Source organism: Caulobacter sp. GW821-FHT09B11 (assembly GCF_059418205.1).
On record NZ_JBWKPK010000007.1, the window covers coordinates 58,991 to 79,115 of the forward strand.

Here is a 20,125-nt window from a genome sequence, read left to right on the forward strand (position 1 = left end):
GAAGTCACGAAAAGCCTCCCTGAACGCGACGCGAACGGCGCCGCTGTCTACTTCCATGACGCAGGGGGGATGGGTTTCCGCAACCGGGGAGGGGAGAAAGTGGGGCGAAGGTTCGTCCCATCTCCGGTCATCGCCGCCCTGGAGCCGGGGACCTCCACCCCGTCGTGGCGCTTGCCGCAAGGTCAAGCGGAGCCGATGCAAACTCCATTTTGTCAGAGTATAGCTTGCTGCTGCTCGCGTTTGCCGGACCGACGTTCTGCATCGACATCTGAAACGAGCGCCCATCCGAAAAAGCCAAGCTTCCCTTCTTCGTATGGGGTTATGCGTGTTCGCATCCCTGAATGCGATTTCGAAATCTGCTGAAATGTGAAATCCATATTTCAATTTTCGCATTGATCATATCAATTGGATTGACCGGAATTGATTGCTCTGCACATTTAGTCGGACAAATGAAGCGACGAGGAAAATACCTCGCGCTCGACATGGGAGGGATTGATGAAGCGTATTGCCTTCATGCTGTCGGTCGCGCCGATGGCGCTTCTGGGCATGCCCGCGGTCGCGCAAACGACGGCCGCAGCTACGGACACAGCCACCGATACGACGGAGACCTCGGCCGTGACCGAGGTCGTCGTGACCGGCCTTCGCCAGAGCATGCGCTCGGCGCAGACCATCAAGCGCACCTCGGACGCGATCCTCGACGCGGTCGTCGCCGAAGACATCGGCAAGCTTCCCGACAACACGGCCGCCGAGACGCTGGCGCGCATCTCCGGCGTGCAGGTCGAACGGTTCAGCGACGAGGCCAATCGCGTCCTGATCCGAGGCCTGCCCGACGTCGCCACCACCTATAACGGCCGCGAGATCTTCACCGCCGAACTGCGTCGTGTGCAGTTGCAGGACTTCCCGGCCCAGGCCCTGGCGGGGATCGAGATCTACAAGTCCGGCACCGCCGACATCGTCGAGCCGGGCCTGGCCGGCCTGATCAACGTCCGCACGCGTCGCCCGCTGGACTTCAAGGGCCGGTTCATCGGCGGCGGCGTGCGCCTCACCTACAACGACCAGACCGAGAAGTTCGACCCCAACGGCAACATCCTGTTCTCGAACCGCTGGGACACGTCGATCGGCGAGATCGGCCTTCTGGCCAACGCCACCTACGCCCAGTCGCAGTACCGCAACGGCGTGCGGTACAACAATCAGTGGATCCGCCAGGTCAGTCCCGCTTCAAGCGTCTCGCCGGCCAGCGTCGGCAACAGCTTCTACTATCCCCACTCCGTGGGTCTCTATAACGACGGCGGCAAGCGCTACCGGCCTTCGGCGAACGTCGCCCTCCAGTGGAAGCCGAACGACAAGCTCGAGATCTATTTCGACGGGATCTACCAGGGCTATCGCGGCCGGCAGGCGACCGACAACCTGGACGTCAATCTTCGCGACTGGGACTCCACCGTCCTGCAGGACCCGACCCTGACGAACGTCACGCTGGTTCCGGGGACCACCGACCAGGCCGCCGGCTTCACCAAGACCGGCGGCGTCGCGCCCCAGGCCTATCGCTCGACCGGCGCCGATCACACCAACACCTACCAGGGCGCGGTCGGCGCCGTCTGGCGCGGTGATCGCCTGACCCTGTCGACCGACCTCGCCTACGAGGACAGCGAGTACGAGGCCCGCAACTGGAGTCTCGACAGCGCCTTCACCACCGCGCCGACCGTGATCGTCAAGTTCAACGAGAAGGACGGCGCGGCGTTCGACCTCACCGGCTTCGACGCCGCAAACCCGGCCAACTACTACTGGCGCGGCTATTACGAGCGCCACTACATCGCCAAGGGCAGCGGGGTCCAATGGCGCGGCGACGCAGTGTTCGACACCCGCCTGTCGTTCCTGCCCGAGATCAAGTTCGGACTGCGCTACACCGATCGCGACGCCTCGCTGATCCAGGGCTCGCGTTACGCCTGGGTGCTGCCGCTGAAGATCGCGCTTTCCAGTCTGCCCGTGGGGCAGCTCGAGATGATCGAGGATCCGTTCCGCGGCTCCTCGCAGGGCTTCACCCAGTATCTGATGCCGACCCGCGAGGGGATCGCGGCGAACGCCGCCGCTCTGCGGCAACGCTCAATCGAGGCCCTGCAGCAGCTGATCGCGCTCTATCCCAACGACCAGGGCTACAAGGACACCCTTACGGCCTTCAGCAGCCCGGACGTGCCTCTCGACCAGGGCGGCGCCTTCAACGCCACCGAACAGAGCTACGCCGGGTACGTCCAGGCCAAGTACGCCTTCGATGTGGGTTCGATCGCGTTTGACGGCGTGGCCGGCGTCCGGGTGGTTCAGACGGTCGGCGAATACTCCGGCGTCTCGCGCGTCTCGGTCAACGGCGCCACGAGCCTGATCCCCAGGACGATCGAGCAGGACTATACGGACGTGCTGCCCAACATCAGCCTGCGGATCCGGCCGCTCGACAAGGTGCAGTTGCGCCTGGGCTATACCGAGACCCGCACCCGCGTCGATTTCGGCGCGCTCAACCCGGCCCTGAACGTCACGCAGGTCGTTCGCGACCCCAACGAACCGGTCGATCCCAACGCGCCGGTGCAACCCAACGCCTACGGCTCGGGCGGAAATCCCGACCTCGTGCCGCTCACGTCCAAGAACTACGACATCAGCGCCGAGTACTATTTCTCCAGCACGGGCAGCATCACCGTCGCCGGCTTCTATCGCGACCTCTTCGGGTTCACGAGCAACTACACCAGCCGGGTCCAGGACCCGGTCTATGGCCTGATCGAAATCAGCCGTCCGGAAAACTCCGGAGCAGGCAAGATCAAGGGTTTCGAGGTCAACGCCCAGACCTTCCTGGACTTCCTCCCCGAAGCCTTCAAGGGCTTCGGCGTCCAGGGCAACGTCACCTACATCGACGGCAAGAACCAGTTCCCCCAGACGCTCGGCGCCGATGCGTCCTACGTCCGGATTACGGGCCTTTCCAAATGGACCTACAACGCCGCTCTGTTCTACGAGCGCAACGGCGTGACGGGGCGGATCTCCTACAATCGACGTTCGCCCTGGGTCAGTTACTACCGTCAGGCGACCGACGGCTCGCAGTACACCGGCGTAGGGGTGCGGGCGACGTCTCGTCTCGACGCTTCCTTGAGCTACGACCTTTCCAAGCAACTGACCGTCAGCCTCGACGTCAGCAACCTGCTGGCCAAGCCGTTTGAGAACTACAACAACTACTCGCCCGACCGGACCTATCCGGTCGATGTCCGCTACGAGGGCCGCTACTACGGCGTGGGCCTGCGCTTCCGCTTCGGCGAGTGACAGCGGCGCGGGCCGGCGGCTGAGAAGCTGCTGGCCCAACTCGCCCTCGTCGGGTTGATCCGCGGCTGAAGAACGCGATCCGGAGGGACGTGGATCGCCGCTACGGCGAAACCAGAACGATCTCGCCGCCTTCGCCATGGCGAACCTTGGCCGCGCCGTAGGCCGACAGGGCGTCGACGAAGCCGCCGACGTCGCCGGTCTTGAAGCGGCCGCTCATCGGGGTGGCGGCCACGCGCGGCGAGGCGATGCGGATCTTGCGGTCCGAATAGCGGTTCAGCTCACCGACGATCTCGGCCAGCGGCTGGTTGTCGAAGGTCAGGCTGCCCTGACGCCAGCTGGTCAGGGCCGAGACGTCGGCGGCGGCCACCGCCCAGGTCGCGCCCGAACGCTGCTCCAGTCGCGAGCCGGGCAGCAGGTCGACGCTGTTGTGGGCGACCGGGTCGGCGACGCGGATCTTGCCTTCCAGCAGGCTGACCGACCAGACGCCCGGGTCGATGCGCACGTTGAACGCGGTGCCCAGCGCGGTGACCGTGCGGCCCTGCGCCGTCACCACGAACGGCCGATGCGGATTCTTGGCCACCTGGAAGAAGGCCTCGCCGCGATCCAGGGTCAGGCCGCGGCGGGCGCCCCATTCGGTGACGCGCAGCACGGTGTCGGTCGACAGGGTGGCGACCGAGCCGTCGGCCAGGGTGATGCTCTTCTGCTGGCCGACGCCGGTCTGGTAGACGGCCTGGGCCGTCTGGACGGGGGCGACGGCGGGAGCCGAATGATCCGACGGGGCCGTGGCCAGCCATAGGGCCGTGCCGAAGCCGCCGGCCATGACCATGCCGGCGACCGCCGCGGCCCAGCGCATCTGCGGGCGGGCGCGGCGAGCGCGAGCGTTGGCGGCCAGGTCGGCCTTCAGCGAGGCGCGGGCCGCCAGAATCTCGGGTTCATCCGACAGAGCGCCGATGCGCGACCAGACGTCGGCGGCGGAATCGAACGCGTCCTTGTGGGCGGGATCGGCCTTCAGCCAGGAATCGAAGTCACGCCGCAGGCCAAGGTCGTTCGGCCGGTTGTGCAGGCGCGCGACCCATTCCGCGGCGTCCGGTTCACCGGAAGAAGCCAGGTTTGGGGCGGTGTGGCGCATCGTGTTCCTGCAGACGGCTCGTCAGGTGCTTGAGAGCCTTGGCGACGTGTTTTTCGACCGCGCTGACTGAGAGTCCCAGTTGAGCGGCCGCCGCCTTGTAACTCATGCCTTCAAAACGCACGAGCATGAATGCAGCGCGTGTCCTTAAGGGAAGATCACCGAGGGCGGCGGCGGCGACGGCGGCCGCCTGCTTGGCCTGCAGGATCCGGTCGGGCGACAGCTCGTCGAGCGGGTGGTGGATCTCCTCCAGCTCGCAGTGGGCCTGGCGCTTGCGGACGGTGTCGCGGCGGCGGCGGTCGAGCAGGACGTTGGTGGCGGTCTGGAAAATGAAGCTGCCGAGGTTCGACACTTCGCCGCCGTCACGGCGGTTGTGCAGTCGGAGAAGGACCTCCTGGACGAGGTCGTCGACCTCGCCGCCTTCCACCCTTCGGCGGAAGAAAGCTCTCAGGGCCTGCTGATAGGGCAGGGAAGCTTGGGCCAGGCCCTCGCTCCCTCGCGCTCCAGCGGCCAGATTCGCCAGCGCCATACGTCGTCCCCGACACAACGAGTCTTTTTTGTTGCGATCATTCGTCAGCAGCGTGACGACGGGGTCAACCCACGTTCTCGCACTTGCCGTCGGGGCGCCCCGCCTGCCAGATTAACAGGCAGAGTCTCCGGAATGTCCGCCAGGCGGGAGCCCAGGTGGGGGCGAGGGGACGGGATCGCCGGCCAACGGCGACGAGGGGACTGGCCTTGGGAAACGCAGCGGTGAAGGAAGGGGCGCTGCCGAGTACTGGAGCCCCGGGGGTCTTGCACACACGTCATTGTCGATCCGCCCTCGCGGGATGGCTCGCGCTCGCCGCCATGGCGACGCCGGCCGCGGCGATCGCGGCCGCGCCGCGCCGGGTCGACATCGCTGCGGGCACGCCGATGGCCCGGGCCCTGACGTCCTTTTCCGCCCAGACCGACACCGAGATCCTGTTCAATCCAGCCCTGGTGGTGGGGCTGTCGTCGCCCCGCGTGCGCGGCCAGCTGGAACCTGACGAGGCCCTGCGGCGGCTGCTGGCCGGATCGGGCCTGGTCGCCCGCAGGCACGGCGGCCGGCTGCTGATCGAGCGGGCCGCGCTCGTCCGTGCGCCGCCGGCCGCCCCGACCGCGGCTGCGCCCGTCGCCACGGCCGAGGTCGATGCGGTGATGGTCACCGCCCTGCGCCGCTCCATGCCCGAGCAGAGCACGCCGCTGTCGATGCGGGTGATCGGCGGCGAGGCCCTGAACGCCACCGGCTCGGTGACCTTCGAGCGCGTCGCCCAGCGCCTGCCGGGCCTGACCCTGACCAGCACGGGCGTGGGCCGCATGCGCATGACGCTGCGCGGCGTCTACGGCTCTGGCGAGGCGACGACCGCCCTCTATTACAACGACGTGCCGGTGTCGGGACCCAGCGGCACCACCGCCGATCCCGGCGGCTCGTTCCCCGACCTGCTGCTGGTCGACGTCGACCGGCTGGAGGTGCTGCGCGGGCCGCAGGGCACGCTCTACGGCTCCAGCGCCATGGGCGGGGCGGTGAAGGTGGGCTTCAACCGCGCCGACCTGTCGCGCGATCTGGCGGGCCTCGAACTGGAAGGCGGCGTCGTCGGCGGCCGGGCCGGCGGGGCGGCGACCGCCGTGGCCAACAAGACCTTCGCCGACAACCGCGCCGCCGTGCGGCTGACGGCCTATCGCCGCGACGAGGCCGCCTTCGCCGACAACACCCGCCTGGGCCTGACCGGGGTCAATGACGGCCGCACCATCGGCGCGCGCCTGGCCGCCGCCTGGCGTCCGCGCGACGACATGCGCGTCGACCTGCTGCTGGCCGCCCAGGATTCCAAGCTCAACGACACCGGGGCCGGCGCGCCGGGCGAGCCCTCGCATGTCTCGCGCAACTTCGTCCGCACCCCGTTCGACAGCCAGGTCTGGTTCGGCGCCCTGTCGTTCGAGAGCCGCCTGCCGGGGGTGCGGCTCTCGGCCTCGCTGGCCCGCTACGAGTGGAACAACACCCGCCAGATCGACTACACCGGCACCCTGCAGGCCGAGCGCGGCAGCGCCGCCGGCTGCGCCCGCTGGCTGGCGCTCGGCGCCAGCCTCGCCTGCGACGCGGGCCAGATGGGCGCCTACGCCTCCTATGTCGACAGCCGCACGCCGGGCCTGCTGTACCAGCCCATCGACCTCGTCGCCGACGTGCGCGAGGCGCGCCTGACCTCCGACTACGAGGGGGCGCTGCAATGGACCGTGGGCCTGTTCTCCGAGACCCGCCGCGACAGCATCGACAGCCAGGTGCGGGTCGCCGACCCGGCCACCGGCCTGCCTGTCGACGCCGCCGGTTACACCGGCCGCCGCATCGTCGACACCCGCCTTGACCAGGTGGCTGCCTATGGCGAGGCGACCCTGGCCGTGGACGACCGGACCGACGTCACCCTCGGCGCCCGCCGCTTCGCCTATGACAAGAAGACCGTCGGCCGGGTGCTGGTGGTCAACGTCATCTCCGACACATCGGGGGGGAATTTCCGCAACCGGGTCGAGGAGGACGGCTGGAGCATGAAGGCCGTGGCCTCGCGCCGCTTCACGCCCCGGCTGATGGGCTACGCTCAGATCTCGCAGGGCTTCCGGCCCGGCGGCGTCAACACCGCCCCCGGCCTGCCGGCCGAGCTTCAGGCCTACGGGTCCGACATGCTGTGGAACCGGGAGCTTGGCCTCAAGTCGCGCTGGGCCGGCGGGCGGCTGTCGGCCAACCTGGCGCTCTACAGCATCGACTGGCGCGACATGCAGTATTCGGCGACCAGCGCCAACGGGGCCTTCGCCTTCGTCACCAACCTGGGCCGCGCCCGCATCGACGGCGCCGAGTTCGACATGGTCTGGAGCCGGGGCGTCTCGAAGCTCGGCTTCAACCTGGCCGCCACCGAGGCCGTGCTGACCCAGGACCAGACCACCGGCGCCATGGCCGGCCTCGGCCACGAGGGCGACCACCTGCCGGCCGTGCCGCGCACGGCCTTCACCGTCTGGGGCGAAACCCGCCGCGAGCTGCCGGGCGGGGCCGCCCTGATCCTCAACGGTTCGGCCGCCTATGTCGGCGAATCCCGCTCGACCTTCGAGTCGGTCAGCCCCGGCTCGGGCCGCGACCTGGGCGGCGTCACCCTGCTGGACGGGCGTGTGGCGATCGAGCAGGGGCGGGGGTCTGTGGGCCTGTTCGTCGAGAACCTGCTCGACTCCGACGCCCCGCTGTTCATCACCACGGGCCGCCTGCCGCAATCGTTCTCGCCCCAGCCGCGCCGCGTGGGTCTGAGTCTGCGTTTCGCCTACTGAGCGATGTTTTCGCCTCTTGGGCGAGTTCGTGTTAACCTTCCCGCACGCGCCCGTCAGAGGCTCGGTTCATCGTTAGGGAGGTTCAACATGGCCCACGCCATGCGTGTTTCCGTGCGTCCCGTGTTCTTCAAGACCTGCGACGTCAACAAGCCGGAGTCGCCCGAACTCCGGCACGCCGGACCCTGCATCCAGTGGGACAGGGTCGGCATCATCGCCATGGTGCTGGTGTTCGGCGCCGGCCTGGCGACCTGGGCGTACGCAGCGCTCTGAAACACCTCGCCGATCACCGATTTCCCAGGTGACGGCGCCCGTCTCGTCGCGCCATGCTCTTCCTTTGGACGCTCGTTCTTCAGGGCGGGGGCTTGGGGGAGCGCATGGCGGACGAGACGAGCAATCTCTGGAACGACGACCTGGCGCCGACCACGGCGGCCCAGCGGACCTGGCGCGCGCGTCACTTCGCGGCCCTGTGGCTGGGCATGGTCATCGCCGTGCCCGCCTACATGCTGGCCGCCGGCCTGGTCGAGCAGGGGATGTCGGCGGTCCAGGCCGTCTGGGCGGTGCTGCTGGGCAACCTGATCGTCCTGGTCCCCATGCTGCTGATCGGCCACGCCGGCGCCAAGCACGGCGTGCCCTATGCCGTGCTGGCCCGAGCCTCGTTCGGCTGGCGGGGCGCGCGGCTGCCCGCTCTGGCCCGCGCCATCGTCGCCTGCGGCTGGTACGGCATCCAGACCTGGATCGGCGGCGGCGCGCTGCTGACCCTGCTCGGCGTCATGGTCGGCGCCAGGCTCGACGGCCCGATGATCCCGCTGCTGGGCATCGGGATGGGTCAGTTACTGGCCTTCCTGGCCTTCTGGCTGATTCAGCTAGCCTTCGTCACCAAGGGCCTGGAGACCGTCCGCAAGCTCGAGACCTGGACCGCGCCGGTCAAGGTGATCGTCTGCGTGGCCCTGGTGTGGTGGGCGTTGTCCAAGGCCGGCGGCCTCGGCCCCATCCTGCACGAGCCCTCGGCCTATGACGCCGGCGGCGCCAAGGCCGGCCGCTTCTGGGCTGACTTCGGCCCTGCCGTCACCGCCATGACCGGCTATTGGGCCACGCTCGCCCTCAACATCCCCGACTTCACCCGCTTCGCCCGCACCCAGAAGGACCAGATCGTGGGTCAAGCCTTGGGCCTGCCAGGTCCCATGGCCCTGCTGGCGGCGATGAGCGTCGTCGTCACCTCGGCCACGGTGCTGATCTTCGGCAAGGCGATCTGGGACCCGGTGGCCCTGTCGGGCGACATCGGCGGGATCGCCGTGCTGGTCGGCCTGGTGGTGATCAGCCTCGACACCGTCTCGTGCAATATCGCCGCCAACCTGGTCGGCCCGGCCTACGACTTCGCCGCCCTTTGGCCCAGGCGGATCACCTACCGCATCGGCGGCTACATCACCGCCGTCATCGGCGTGCTGATCATGCCCTGGAAGCTGCTGGAGAGCACGGCGGGCTATATCTTCGTCTGGCTCACCGGCTACGGCGCGCTGCTGGGACCGATCGCCGGCATACTGATCGTCGACTACTGGCTGCTGCGCCGTACGGTGCTGGACGCGCCAGGCCTCTACGACCGCGCGGGACCCTACACCTATCGCAACGGCTGGAACCCGGCGGCCCTGATCGCCTTCGCCGTCGGGGTGGCGCCCAACCTGCCGGGCTTCCTGCACGCGGCGGCCCCGCACGCCTTCGCGGGCGTCGGCGCGCCCTGGACGACCCTCTACCAGTACGCCTGGTTCGTCGGGGCGGGGCTGGCCGGCGCGCTCTACTGGGGCCTGATGGCGAGAAAAACACCCGGATAATATTGACTCCATAATTCGTCCGGGTAAAAAGCTGTCTACCCAAGGAGACGGCGATGAACTCGCGCAAGGCGCTGCTGCGCGCCTACAAGGAAGAAAAGCCCACGCCCGGCGTCTACGCCGTGCGCTGCGGGCGCACCGGCCAGGCTTTCGTCGGCGGCACCGAGAACGTCGCGACCCGCCAGAACGGCGTCTGGTTCTCCCTGCGCCTGGGCTCGCACCCCAACGCCCGCCTGCAAGGCGCCTGGAACGCCCATGGCGAAACGGCTTTCGCCTTCGAGGTGCTGGAAACGATCGACGCCGAGGGGCTGGAGCCGAAGGGCAGGGCGCTTCGCCTGGCCGACCGCCGCAAGCACTGGTGCGAAGCCCTGAACGCGGTAGACCTCGTCCGATGACCTACGCCCTGTTCGAGACCGGCGCTCGCCTCGCCGCCGGCGACCAGCTGACCGTCGCCCTGGCCGCCCAGGCTGTGTTCGCAAGGCGTCCCGACGCCGCCCTGCTGATCTTCGATCCCGACGGCCGGCAGGTGGACTTCGACCTGCGCGGAAGCCCCGAGGATCTGGCCGCCCGCCTGGCGCCGGCCGAGGCCGAACCCGAAACCCCGCGCGGCCGCGGCCGGCCCAAGCTGGGCGTCGTCGCTCGTGAGGTGACCCTGCTGCCGCGTCACTGGGACTGGCTAGCCGCCCAGCCCGGCGGGGCCTCGGTGGCCCTGCGCAAGCTGGTCGAAGCCGCCCGCCGCGAGGCCGAGGCCCCCGACCGCCTGCGCCGCGCCCGCGACGCCGCCTACCGCTTCGCCAGCGCCGCCGCCGGCGACGCCCCGGGTTTCGAGGCGGCCATGCGGGCGCTCTATGCTGGGGACAAGGAAGGGTTCGAGGCGGGCCTCGCGCAATGGCCGACCGACGTGGCGGCGCACGCAAGAGCGCTTGCGGAGTTTTGAGCCTTCTCCCCTTGCGGGAGAAGGTGGCGGCCGAAGGCCGTCGGATGAGGGGTCTCTCAGAACTGAGTGACAGCGCCCAGCCTATCCGCTTCCCGCAGCTTTGAGGTCTGAGAGACCCCTCACCCGACCCGCTTCGCGGGCCACCCTCTCCCGCAAGGGGAGAGGGATCACCTCGCCCTGACCTCCGCCAGCACGGCCCCATACGCCGCCTCGAACCGTGTCTGATCCGCCTCCGGTTTGCCCGGATAGACCTCCCGCAACGCCGCGATCCGGCCCGCGACCGCCAGCAGCCACGCTTGGTCCTTCACCCGCGCCACCCGCGCCTCGACATCGACCTCGCCGGCATAGGTCAGCAGCGCCCGCACCTGGTCGCGCGCCTGCTCGCGCGGATTGGGCGTCGCATCGCCCCGCGCCTTCCATGCCGTCCATCGCACGGCCCGGACGATCTGTTCGGCGAAGCGCGGATCGGCCCAGGTCGTCTCGTTGTGGCCGAGGTTGGTGAAGAACAGTCGGCCGTTCCCCACGCTGCGCACCCAGCTCACCGGCACGGCGTAAGGCCGCTTCAGCGGGGCGCCCGAAAAGTCCAGGCTCTGGATCACCCGCACGGCGGATGGGTCGAAGCGCCTGTACTGGTAGATCTCCTCGACCAGGTCGACGCTGCGGCCCCAGGGCGCGGCCAGCGGATGATTGTCGAGCGCCTTGACGCGAACCTTCTGCTCTTCCGTCCACGGATGGCCGCCGAACTGGCCGTTCAGCATGGTCGTGTAGTCCAGGCCCGGACCCGCATAGTCCCAGCCGGTATCGGCGGCGCTGTGCAGGCCCACGAACCCCAGCTTGCCGGCCGCCAGGCGCGCCTGCACGGCCGCCCAGGCTTCGGCTGAGATCGGCAGGGCGCCGGTGGTGTAGAACACCAGCACGTCCACGGTCTCCAGCCGCTGCGGCGTGATCTCGCGGGCGTCCTGGGTGACCTCGGTCGTGAAGGCGCCGCTATGCTTGCCGATGGCGATCATCGCCGCCTCGGAGGGCGCCAGGCCGCCGTCCGCCGGCCGCGTCACCGGCCGATGCCGCCAGCCGACCGACTGGTCGAGATAGAGCACGCGGATCGGCTTCTCGGCCGCCGTGGCGACGCTGGCGCCCGCCAGGCTCAGGACCGCAACGACCAGGGCCAGCAGGATGCGCACGGCTTCAGGCCTTGCCGCGCGGCTGCAGCAGGTCCCAGCGGTTGCCGTAGAGGTCCTCGAACACCGCCACGCTGCCATAGGCCTCGTGCCGGGGCTCCTCGAGGAAGGTCACCCCGGCCGCGGAGAGGCGCGCGTGGTCGCCGTCGAAGTCGTCGGTGTGCAGGAAAAGCCAGACCCGGCCGCCGCCCTGGGCGCCGACCATCGCCGCCTGGCGCTCGTCGGCCGCCTTGGCCAGCAGGAAACGCGAGCCGCCCGGACCAGGCGAGACGACCACCCAGCGCTTGCCCGCGCCCAGTTCGCTGTCCTCCACGAGATCGAAGCCCATCTTGCCGACATAGAAGCCCAGGGCCTCGTCATAGTCGCGCACGAGCAGAGACAGGAGGGCGAGGTGCTGGGCCATGGCGACTCACGCGGGGAAAGGGGAGGGACAGCGCGGACTTTGGGGCCAATTCCCCATCCGTAAAATCCCCGCGAAAGCGGGGAACCAGGCTTTTTCTGAAACGCGCGACGCTCGACGACAAAACACCTGGGTCCCCGCTTTCGCGGGGATTTTACGGTGGAGGGGCGCTAGCCCCCGAACAGCTTCAGCAGATAGCTCGGCGCGGCGTTGGCGATCGACAGCGACTTGATGGCCAACTGCTGCTTGACCTGCAGGGCCTGGAGACGCGTCGCCTCCTGGGCCATGTCGGCGTCGACCAGCCGGCCGACCGAGGCCTCCAGCGTGTCCTGCAGCTTGTCGATGAAGGTCAGGTGGGTGTCGAGCGCGTTGGCCTGGGTGCCCAGGGTGGACAGGGCGGCAGTGACCTTCTGCATCACGCCGTCCATGGCCTTGATCTCGACGTTTGTCGGCCGGGTCAGCAGGTCGGCGGGCATGCCCGACATCGTGGCGCCGCCGGTCGACAGGTCCACGTGGTCGACGTCGATGGTCGAGTCGGCCTTGGCGTTGGCCAGGGCCTTGATCGAGCCGTTCGAGCCCGACGAGATAAGGTTCACGCCGTTGAAGCTGGCGTTTTCGACCGCCCGGTCGATCTGCTTGCGCAGCGAGACGTAGTCGTCGCTCAGCGCCTTGCGGCTGGCGGTGGTCAGGCTGGCGTCGGAAGCCGCCAGCATCTTCTGCTTCATCTGGTCGAGCAGGTCGGTGACCGTGTCGCCGGCCGCCAGGGCCACGTCAGTCGTCGATTGGCCGCGCTGCAGCGAGGCGCGCACGGCGTCCAGCGACTTGGCCTCGGCCGACTGCATCTTGGCGGTCGCCCAGACGGCGGGATTGTCCTTGGGGCTCGAGATCTTCAGGCCGGTCGCGATGCGGCGCAGCGTGGTCGCCAGTTCGCCATTGATGGCGTTCAGCGATTGCAGGGCGATCATCGCCCCCACATTGGTGTTGATGCTGTTCAGCGGCATCGACCCGTTTCCCGGCGCGGCCATTCTGGCCAAGGACGCGTTTTGCATCCAAGGCGCAGTTCTGCACGCGTTGCGTTAGCGGATCGTTAGGATGCGCGGAAAAGTTCTTGGAGCCTGATCTCTCTCCCGCAAGGAGAGAAGGATTTCCTCACCATCCCAGCGCCGTTTCCCCCCGCAGGATCGCCTCGGCCTGCGCTGAATGCTTCCCGCCGTCCCGGTCGTGCAGCACCAGAGCCGGCAGCAGCACCAGCGGCGCCTTGCCGGTCTTCACCGCCCGCACCATCACGCGCTTGGCTGGCGCATCGGCGAAGGGCTGCACCGGGCGGATGCGGAACGAGCCGGCCTTGGGGGCCAGCAGGGCCAGGATGTCGGCCAGGCGGTCGGCGCGGTGGATCAGGGTGATGGTCCCGCCCTCGCGCACGGCCTTCAGGGCGAAGGCGGTCCAGGCGGAAAGGCCCGCGTCGGCCATCCAGGCGCCGGACTTTTCCGGCGCCGGCGCGCGCAGGGCCTTGGGATCGTCGAAGAACGGCGGGTTGCTGATCATCGCGTCGAACACCGGAAGCCCCAGCGCCCGGAAGCCGGCCGCCACGTCGCCCTCGAATATCTCCACCCGATCGGCCAGCCCGTTGAGATCCGAGTTCTGCCGAGCCAGGGCGGCGGCGGCCGGATCGCGCTCCAGTCCGACGAATCGCGCGCCTGGCCGGCGGGTCGCGGCGGCCAGCAGGGCCCCGCCGACCCCGCAGCCGGCCTCGATCACGCGATCGCCGTCGCCCGCGTCGCAGGCGGCCGCCAGCAGGGCCGCATCGAGCCCGGCCCGGTATCCCGCCGCCGATTGGCGAAGCTTGACGCGTCCGTCCAACACGCGATCTTCGGTGACGGAGGGAACGGAGGAGGGGTCTGACAACGTTTCGGGCCTTGTGCTCGCCTTGACCCTGACCTATCCCGCCACCATTGTCGCTCGCAACGGTCCTGGCGCCGCGCGTGGCGTCGCCTGAGGAGTACATGGTCTTGGACGCAGCTGCAGCGACCCTCGCCCGACAACCGGGATCGGTGGATCGTCTCGTGCGCCTGGCCTCCGCCGACATGGCGGGCGTCGACAGCCTGATCACCGATCGCATGCAGAGCGACGTTCCGGTGATCCCGGCCCTGGCCGAGCACCTGATCGCCGCCGGCGGAAAGCGCCTGCGCCCGCTGCTGACCGTGGCCGCCGCGCGCCTGGCGGGTTCCGAGAACGACCACTGCCTGAAGCTGGCCGCGGCCGTCGAGTTCATCCACACCGCCACCCTGCTGCATGACGACGTGGTCGACGGCAGCCAGCTGCGCCGCGGCAAGGTCGCCGCCCACCTGATCTGGGGCGCAGCCCAAAGCGTGCTGGTCGGCGACTTCCTGTTCGCCCGCGCCTTCGAGTTGATGGTCGAGACCGACTCGATGCGCGCCCTGCAGATCCTGGCCCAGGCCAGCCGCGTCATCGCCGAGGGCGAGGTGATGCAGCTGATGCGCAGCCACGACCTCAACCTGTCGCAGGCGCTCTATCTCGAGATCATCGCGGCCAAGACCGCCGAGCTGTTCGCCGCCGCCGCCGAGGCCGGCGCGGTGTCGGCCGGCGTCGACGCCGAAAAGTCCAAGGCCCTGCGCGACTACGGCATGAGCCTGGGTCTCGCCTTCCAGCTGGCCGATGACGCCCTCGACTACGGCGGCGCCACCGAGACCCTGGGCAAGAACGCCGGCGACGACTTCCGCGAAGGCAAGGCCACCCTGCCGCTGCTGCTGGCCATCGCCCGCTCCGGCCCGCGCGAGGCCGAGTTCTGGGAACGCGCCATCGGCCGCCGCGAACAGACCGAGGCCGACTTCCGTCGCGCCCGCGAGCTGATCATCGGCACCGGCGCCCTGGACGCCACTCTCGACCTGGCCGCCGAGCACGCCGACAAGGCCAAGGCGGCCCTGGCGGTGTTCCCGCAGAACGACTGGCGCGAGAGCCTCGAAAGCCTCGCCGACTTCGCGGTCAGCCGCCGGGCCTGATGGCGCAGGACTACAATCCCTCCGGCGACCCTCATGGCCATGACCGTCACCACGGCGCCCACGCGGCCGGCGAGGCGGCGGGCAAGGTGATCGGCGGCGGCGTGGGGGTGCTGGTCGGCTTCGCCCTGATCCTCCTCTTCTTCGGCCCGCTGCTGTGGGCCCCGATCTTCGCCGGTCTCGGCGCGGCGCGCTTCACGCCCGGCGCCTGGCAGCCCTGGCTGGCCGGGCTCGCGGCCGCCGGCGCGGCGCTGTTCGTCCAGTTCCTGCTGCTCGTCCAGAAAAACCCGGTGCTGCGCTATCCCGTGGTGGCTCTGTTTTCGGTCGCCTGGGTCGGCGGCCTGTGGCTGGAGCTCACCGCGCCGCCGCACGACTGGCTGACCACGGCCCCGGCCTGGCATGCGCCCGGCCCGTGGAGCTGGGCCCTGATCGGCCTTGGCGTCGTCGTCTATGCCGGCCTCTACCTCCTGGCCCTGTCGCGCTTCGGCAAGGGGCGCTGGGCCAAGCGCTGGCAACTGCTGCGGTGAATTCGCGGTAAGGTCGCGTCCGCAAGCTCGACAACGGCGCGGCGACGTCCCAAATCTCGGACGGAGACGAAAGGACCGCGATGATCCGCTTCATCCTCAACCTGCTCTGGTTCTTCCTCGGCGGCTGGCTCTCGGGCCTGCTGTGGCTGCTGGGCGGCCTCCTGCTGGCCATCACGGTCGTGGGCCTGCCCTATGCGGGCGCGGCCTGGCGCATCGCCGGCTTCGCCTTCTGGCCGTTCGGCAAGGAGATCGTCAGCCGCGACCTCGTCACGGGTCGTAGCGACCTGGGCACCGGTCCGCTGGGCTTCGTGCTCAACGTGATCTGGTTCGTGCTGGGCGGCTGGTACATCGCGCTCAGCCACCTGCTGATCGCCGTGGCCGAAGCCATCAGCATCATCGGCATCCCGTTCGCCATCAAGGACCTGCAGCTTGCCTGGATCGCCCTGGCCCCGATCGGTCGCACGGTGGTGCGTCGCTAGAATCCGGTGAACAGCCGGTCCAGCGCGCGCCGGATCGCATCCTCATGAGCTGCGAGGGAGGCGACGCGCTGGCGAAGCAGCATCGTCGAAACGCCGACCAGCTCGGGAATGAAGGCGAGAAGCGCCTGACCGTGGATTTCAACCTCGGCCGACAGCTCGCTGAGGGGCAGGGCGCTTTGCGGCAAATAGAGCGGAGCCACGACGACGGTGGGAAGATCCCCGGCGTGGTGCGACTGAAGCACGACGACATAGGGCGCGGCCGCACGGGTGCGGATCGAGGGATTGGGAAAGACGTCGAACTGGCGGATCACCACCTTCGCAGGTCGTCCCCAAAAGCGCCGCCGGCTTCCACCCGTTCACGATAGTGCCGGATCGCCTCGGCGTTCTCTTCCGCCCACCGCCGCGCCCGTTCCTCGGCGCCGGCCGGGTCCACCTTCTGTAAGTGCAGCCGCAGCTGCGTCTCGCTCATGCCGGCGACCGAGATCCCCAGCCGCTGCGCCTGCGCCAGCAGTTCCGGATCGACGCCCCCAGGCGTGATGTCGAGTTCGGGCTTGCCCATGGCCTGAAGGCTATCACGCCTCGTCGTCGCTCGACAGCAGCACGTCCAGGAAGGTCTGGCGGCGGTTTAGGAAGTTGCGGGTCACCTGGAAGTGCTCGGTGTCCTCGTAGTCCACCCGCTCCAGTCCGCGCTCCGAGGCCTGGTAGATCCAGGCGTCCGGATAGCCCAGCAGGATCGGCGAGTGGGTGGCGATGATGAACTGCGAGCGCGCCAGCACCAGTTCGTGCAGCCGCGCCAGGAACGACAGCTGCCGGGTCGGCGACAGGGCCGCCTCCGGCTCGTCGAGGATGTAGAGGCCGTCGCCGCGGAAGCGGTTGTCGAAGAGCGAGAAGAAGGCTTCGCCGTGCGATTGCTCGTGCAGCGGAACATCGCCGTAGCCGGACACGCCGACTTCCTCGATGTAGCTGGCGACGTTGAAGAAGCTTTCGGCGCGCAGGAAATAGCCGTCGATCGGCCGCAGATGTCCCCGGACGCGGCGAATGTGCTGGCTGAGCGGGGAATGCGAGGCGCGGGTGGAGAAGTTGACGTTCGCCGAGCCGCCTTCGGCGTTGAAGCCCCAGGCCACGGCCAGGGCCTCGATCAGGGTCGACTTGCCCGAACCGTTCTCGCCGACCAGGAAGGTCACACGCGGGTGGAAGGCCAGGGTGTCGAGGCCGCGCACGACCGGCAGGTTGAACGGATAGGCGCCGGCGTTCCAGCCCTCGCGCCGCTCGAAACGGGCTTCGATCCAGTAGGGGCGGTCGAGGGCGGTCATTCGACCTCCCGCATAGCATCGGTTCGTCGCGGCGGGGAGGCGCCGCGCCCATACGAAAACGGGGCGGTCGCGAAATGCGCCGCCCCGTTGCGTCAGTCGTTCAGTCGGTCGAGCCTCAGCCCGGCGAGACCATGTTTTCCGGGCGGACGTACTGGTCGAACTCTTCGTTCGTCAGGTAGCCGCCGCCTACGGCTTCCTCGCGCAGGGTGGTGCCGTTCTTGTGGGCGGTCTTGGCGATCTTGGCGCAGATGTCGTAGCCGAGGCGGCCGTTCAGGGCCGTGACCAGCATCAGCGAGTTCTCGACGCCCTTCTGGATGTTGTCGATGCGGGGCTCGATGCCCACGACGCAGTTGTCGGTGAAGCTGATCGCCGCGTCGGCCAGCAGGCGCACCGACTGCAGGAAGTTGTAGGCCATCACCGGGTTGAAGACGTTCAGCTCGAAGTGGCCTTGGCTGCCGGCGAAGGTCAGGGCGGCGTGGTTGCCGAACACCTGCACGCAGACCTGGGTCAGGGCTTCACACTGGGTCGGGTTGACCTTGCCCGGCATGATCGACGAGCCCGGCTCGTTTTCCGGCAGGGCCAGTTCGCCCAGGCCCGCGCGCGGGCCCGAGCCCAGGAAGCGGATGTCGTTGGCGATCTTGAACAGCGAGGCGGCGACCGTGTTGATCGCGCCGTGGCTGAACACCATGGCGTCGTGGGCGGCCAGGGCCTCGAACTTGTTCGGGGCGGTGGTGAAGGGCAGGCCGGTGATGGCGGCGATAGCTTCGGCCACGCCTTCGGCGAAGCCGATCGGGGCGTTCAGGCCGGTGCCGACGGCGGTGCCGCCCTGGGCCAGTTGCATCAGCTTGGGCAGGGTCTGCTCGATCCGCTCGATGCCGTTCTCGACCTGCTGGGTGTAGCCGCCGAACTCCTGGCCCAGCGTCAGCGGGGTGGCGTCCTGGGTGTGGGTGCGGCCGATCTTGATGATCTGGGCCCAGGCTTCCGACTTGGCCTTCAGGGCCGCGTGCAGGTGCTTGAGCGCCGGCAGCAGGTCCGCAACGATCTGCTCGGAGCAGGCCACGTGCATCGCCGTCGGATAGGTGTCGTTCGACGACTGGCTCATGTTGACGTGGTCGTTCGGGTGGACGGGCTTCTTGGTCCCCATCTCGCCGCCCAGGATCTCGATCGCGCGGTTCGAGATCACTTCGTTGGCGTTCATGTTCGACTGGGTGCCCGAGCCGGTCTGCCAGACCACCAGCGGGAAGTGGTCGTTCAGCTTGCCTTCGATGACCTCGTTGGCCGCCTGGACGATGGCGTCCTTCACGCCGGCGTCGAGCTTGCCGAGCTTGTGGTTGGTTTCGGCGGCGGCGCGCTTGACGATGCCCAGGGCCCGGACGACCGGCAGCGGCTGCTTCTCCCAGCCGATCTTGAAGTTGCCCAGGCTGCGCTGGGCTTGCGCACCCCAGTAGCGGTCGGCGGCGACTTCGATGGGACCGAAGGTGTCGGTCTCGGTGCGCGTGGCGGTCATGCGGCGGATCCTCAAGCGATGATGCGGGCGGTCTACCCCCCGAGGGCCGCCTTCGCAACGCCATGGTGCGCCGCAACGACGTTAGTTATACCGGCGGACGCCAGGAGGACCCCATGCTCGTCGCCACCACCAACGATCTGCCCGGTTACCGCGTCGTCGAACACCTCGGCTTGGTGCGGGGCGTCACCGTCCGCTCGCGCAGCGTGATCGGCAATATCGGCGGCTCCATCCAGTCGATCTTCGGCGGCAGCCTGTCGATCTACACCAAGCTGGCCGAGACGGCCCGGCAGGAGGCCTACGACCTTCTGGTGCAGCACGCCCGCGAGATCGGCGCCGATGCGATCATCGCCATGCGCTACGACGCCAACGAGATCATGGACGGGATCACCGAGGTCCTGGCCTACGGCACCGCCGTGAAGGTCGAAAAGCTCTGAGCGTGGCGGATCTCGACCGGGACGACTGGGTCCATCACGGCAAGGTCAGGGCGCGCGAGGCCGGCGGCGAGCTGACCATCGTCGTCGACGGCCTGACCACCCAGGCCAAGTACTACAAGCCGCTGATCTACGAGTTCTTCCGCAAGAGCTGGCGCGGCGCGCGGCCGGCCTGGGGCGAGTTCTCGGTCGAGATCGGCATGGAGTTCGTCGGCGAGCCGCCGTGGCTGGATCTCGACAACCTGGCCAAGGCGCTGCTCGACGCCATCAAGGGCTACGCCTTCCACGACGACGCCCAGGTCGCCCGGCTGCTGGTCGAGCGGCGAGCGGGCGAGCGCGAGCGGATCGTGATCGTGGTGCGGAAGCTAGAGTCGCGCTTTCTGCGGGGCACGCTCGAGGGCTGACGCGCCGAGCGAGATGTAGAGCACGATCAGGAAGGCCAGGTAGCGGCCCAGGCTGGACGGCTCCGCGCCCGGCGCCAGGGGCACGAAGCCCAGCAGGATCAGGTTGGCCGCCGCCGCGCCCGGCAGGGCGAAGGCCATGGCCGGATAGAGCCGCCGGCTGCGGGGAATGCGCAGCAGCCGCGACACGGCCTGGAAGGCGAAGGTGACCAGCGCCGCCGCCAGGAAGGCGTTGGCCGCGTAGAACCAGAAGGCCCGCTCGATCAGTTCGGCCCCGAAGGCGCCGTAGAACAGCGTGACCGCCAGCCAGGCCCCGAGGCCCGTTCCGGCCAGGATGCAGACGTTCCGTTTCGACACGTGCGAACTCCCCCTCG

The 20,125-nt window shown here is 68.8% G+C and carries 22 protein-coding genes; 11 read left to right on the forward strand and 11 right to left on the reverse strand.

What is annotated here, in order from left to right; genetic code table 11:
• Window positions 1-495: 495 nt before the first annotated feature.
• A complete protein-coding gene (locus AC07N1_RS06890; protein ID WP_494671121.1) occupies window positions 496-3,294 on the forward strand; it encodes a TonB-dependent receptor in 2,799 nt (932 codons plus the stop codon).
• A gap of 100 nt (window positions 3,295-3,394) precedes the next feature.
• On the opposite strand, the gene AC07N1_RS06895 is transcribed toward AC07N1_RS06890, so the two are convergent.
• Window positions 3,395-4,423, reverse strand: a complete 1,029-nt coding sequence (locus tag AC07N1_RS06895; protein ID WP_494671122.1) for a FecR family protein — start codon at window positions 4,421-4,423, stop codon at window positions 3,395-3,397.
• Window positions 4,386-4,949 carry an RNA polymerase sigma factor gene (locus tag AC07N1_RS06900; protein ID WP_487289654.1) on the reverse strand — a complete coding sequence of 188 codons (564 nt, stop codon included), beginning with the start codon at window positions 4,947-4,949 and terminating at the stop codon, window positions 4,386-4,388. The genes AC07N1_RS06895 and AC07N1_RS06900 overlap by 38 nt, the downstream gene beginning before the upstream one ends.
• A 317-nt stretch (window positions 4,950-5,266) precedes the next feature.
• On the opposite strand from AC07N1_RS06900, the gene AC07N1_RS06905 reads away from it, so the two are divergent.
• From AC07N1_RS06905 to AC07N1_RS06925, 5 genes are all read left to right on the forward strand, one after another.
• A complete protein-coding gene (locus AC07N1_RS06905) occupies window positions 5,267-7,738 on the forward strand; it encodes a TonB-dependent receptor (RefSeq protein ID WP_494671123.1) in 2,472 nt (823 codons plus the stop codon).
• 99 nt (window positions 7,739-7,837) lie between these two features.
• Entirely contained in the window at window positions 7,838-8,008 is a 171-nt protein-coding gene (locus AC07N1_RS06910) for a hypothetical protein (RefSeq protein ID WP_233245147.1), read from the forward strand.
• A 104-nt stretch (window positions 8,009-8,112) separates the two neighbouring features.
• Entirely contained in the window at window positions 8,113-9,564 is a 1,452-nt protein-coding gene (locus tag AC07N1_RS06915) for an NCS1 family nucleobase:cation symporter-1 (protein WP_494671124.1), read from the forward strand.
• A 53-nt stretch (window positions 9,565-9,617) separates the two neighbouring features.
• The gene (locus AC07N1_RS06920; RefSeq protein ID WP_494671125.1) at window positions 9,618-9,956 is read left to right on the forward strand and encodes a GIY-YIG nuclease family protein; all 339 of its coding nucleotides are present in this window, start codon (window positions 9,618-9,620) and stop codon (window positions 9,954-9,956) included.
• A complete protein-coding gene (locus AC07N1_RS06925) occupies window positions 9,953-10,498 on the forward strand; it encodes a DUF2239 family protein (protein WP_494671126.1) in 546 nt (181 codons plus the stop codon). Before AC07N1_RS06920 ends, AC07N1_RS06925 begins: the two co-directional genes overlap by 4 nt.
• 167 nt (window positions 10,499-10,665) lie before the next feature.
• Here AC07N1_RS06925 and AC07N1_RS06930 read toward each other — a convergent pair whose 3' ends face one another.
• From AC07N1_RS06930 to AC07N1_RS06945, 4 genes are all read right to left on the reverse strand, one after another.
• Window positions 10,666-11,679, reverse strand: a complete 1,014-nt coding sequence (locus AC07N1_RS06930) for a ThuA domain-containing protein (RefSeq protein WP_494671127.1) — start codon at window positions 11,677-11,679, stop codon at window positions 10,666-10,668.
• A 4-nt stretch (window positions 11,680-11,683) separates the two neighbouring features.
• Entirely contained in the window at window positions 11,684-12,079 is a 396-nt protein-coding gene (locus tag AC07N1_RS06935) for a VOC family protein (protein ID WP_487289665.1), read from the reverse strand.
• Window positions 12,080-12,246: 167 nt separating this feature from the next.
• Window positions 12,247-13,077 (reverse strand): flagellin, encoded by an 831-nt coding sequence (locus AC07N1_RS06940; protein WP_494671128.1) that lies wholly within the window; start codon window positions 13,075-13,077, stop codon window positions 12,247-12,249.
• Between the two features lie 148 nt (window positions 13,078-13,225).
• Entirely contained in the window at window positions 13,226-13,981 is a 756-nt protein-coding gene (locus AC07N1_RS06945) for a tRNA1(Val) (adenine(37)-N6)-methyltransferase (RefSeq protein ID WP_494671129.1), read from the reverse strand.
• Between the two features lie 104 nt (window positions 13,982-14,085).
• Between AC07N1_RS06945 and AC07N1_RS06950 the strand changes: the two genes are divergently transcribed.
• The 3 genes from AC07N1_RS06950 (at window position 14,086) to AC07N1_RS06960 (ending at window position 16,099) form a co-directional block, all read left to right on the forward strand.
• Complete coding sequence (locus tag AC07N1_RS06950; RefSeq protein WP_487289668.1) at window positions 14,086-15,096, forward strand: polyprenyl synthetase family protein; 1,011 nt, start codon at window positions 14,086-14,088, stop codon at window positions 15,094-15,096.
• Window positions 15,096-15,620 (forward strand): hypothetical protein, encoded by a 525-nt coding sequence (locus tag AC07N1_RS06955; protein ID WP_494671130.1) that lies wholly within the window; start codon window positions 15,096-15,098, stop codon window positions 15,618-15,620. The genes AC07N1_RS06950 and AC07N1_RS06955 overlap by 1 nt, the downstream gene beginning before the upstream one ends.
• An 80-nt stretch (window positions 15,621-15,700) precedes the next feature.
• Window positions 15,701-16,099, forward strand: coding sequence for a YccF domain-containing protein (locus AC07N1_RS06960; protein WP_494671131.1), 399 nt, complete (start codon window positions 15,701-15,703; stop codon window positions 16,097-16,099).
• Here AC07N1_RS06960 and AC07N1_RS06965 read toward each other — a convergent pair.
• From AC07N1_RS06965 to fumC, 4 genes are all read right to left on the reverse strand, one after another.
• Window positions 16,096-16,410, reverse strand: a complete 315-nt coding sequence (locus tag AC07N1_RS06965; RefSeq protein WP_494671132.1) for a CcdB family protein — start codon at window positions 16,408-16,410, stop codon at window positions 16,096-16,098. The genes AC07N1_RS06960 and AC07N1_RS06965 overlap by 4 nt on opposite strands.
• On the reverse strand, window positions 16,407-16,658 hold the full coding sequence (locus AC07N1_RS06970) for a type II toxin-antitoxin system CcdA family antitoxin (RefSeq protein ID WP_494671133.1): 252 nt from the start codon (window positions 16,656-16,658) through the stop codon (window positions 16,407-16,409). The genes AC07N1_RS06965 and AC07N1_RS06970 overlap by 4 nt, the downstream gene beginning before the upstream one ends.
• Window positions 16,659-16,671: 13 nt before the next feature.
• Window positions 16,672-17,412, reverse strand: a complete 741-nt coding sequence (locus tag AC07N1_RS06975) for an AAA family ATPase (protein WP_494671134.1) — start codon at window positions 17,410-17,412, stop codon at window positions 16,672-16,674.
• A gap of 115 nt (window positions 17,413-17,527) precedes the next feature.
• Window positions 17,528-18,919 carry a class II fumarate hydratase gene (fumC, locus tag AC07N1_RS06980; RefSeq protein WP_494671135.1) on the reverse strand — a complete coding sequence of 464 codons (1,392 nt, stop codon included), beginning with the start codon at window positions 18,917-18,919 and terminating at the stop codon, window positions 17,528-17,530.
• 113 nt (window positions 18,920-19,032) lie between these two features.
• On the opposite strand from fumC, the gene AC07N1_RS06985 reads away from it, so the two are divergent.
• Complete coding sequence (locus tag AC07N1_RS06985) at window positions 19,033-19,353, forward strand: YbjQ family protein (RefSeq protein WP_494671136.1); 321 nt, start codon at window positions 19,033-19,035, stop codon at window positions 19,351-19,353.
• Between the two features lie 2 nt (window positions 19,354-19,355).
• A complete protein-coding gene (locus AC07N1_RS06990) occupies window positions 19,356-19,754 on the forward strand; it encodes a RusA family crossover junction endodeoxyribonuclease (protein ID WP_494671137.1) in 399 nt (132 codons plus the stop codon).
• Here the strand turns inward: AC07N1_RS06990 and AC07N1_RS06995 are convergent.
• Window positions 19,716-20,108, reverse strand: coding sequence for a hypothetical protein (locus AC07N1_RS06995; RefSeq protein ID WP_494671138.1), 393 nt, complete (start codon window positions 20,106-20,108; stop codon window positions 19,716-19,718). The genes AC07N1_RS06990 and AC07N1_RS06995 overlap by 39 nt on opposite strands.
• Window positions 20,109-20,125 lie beyond the last annotated feature (17 nt).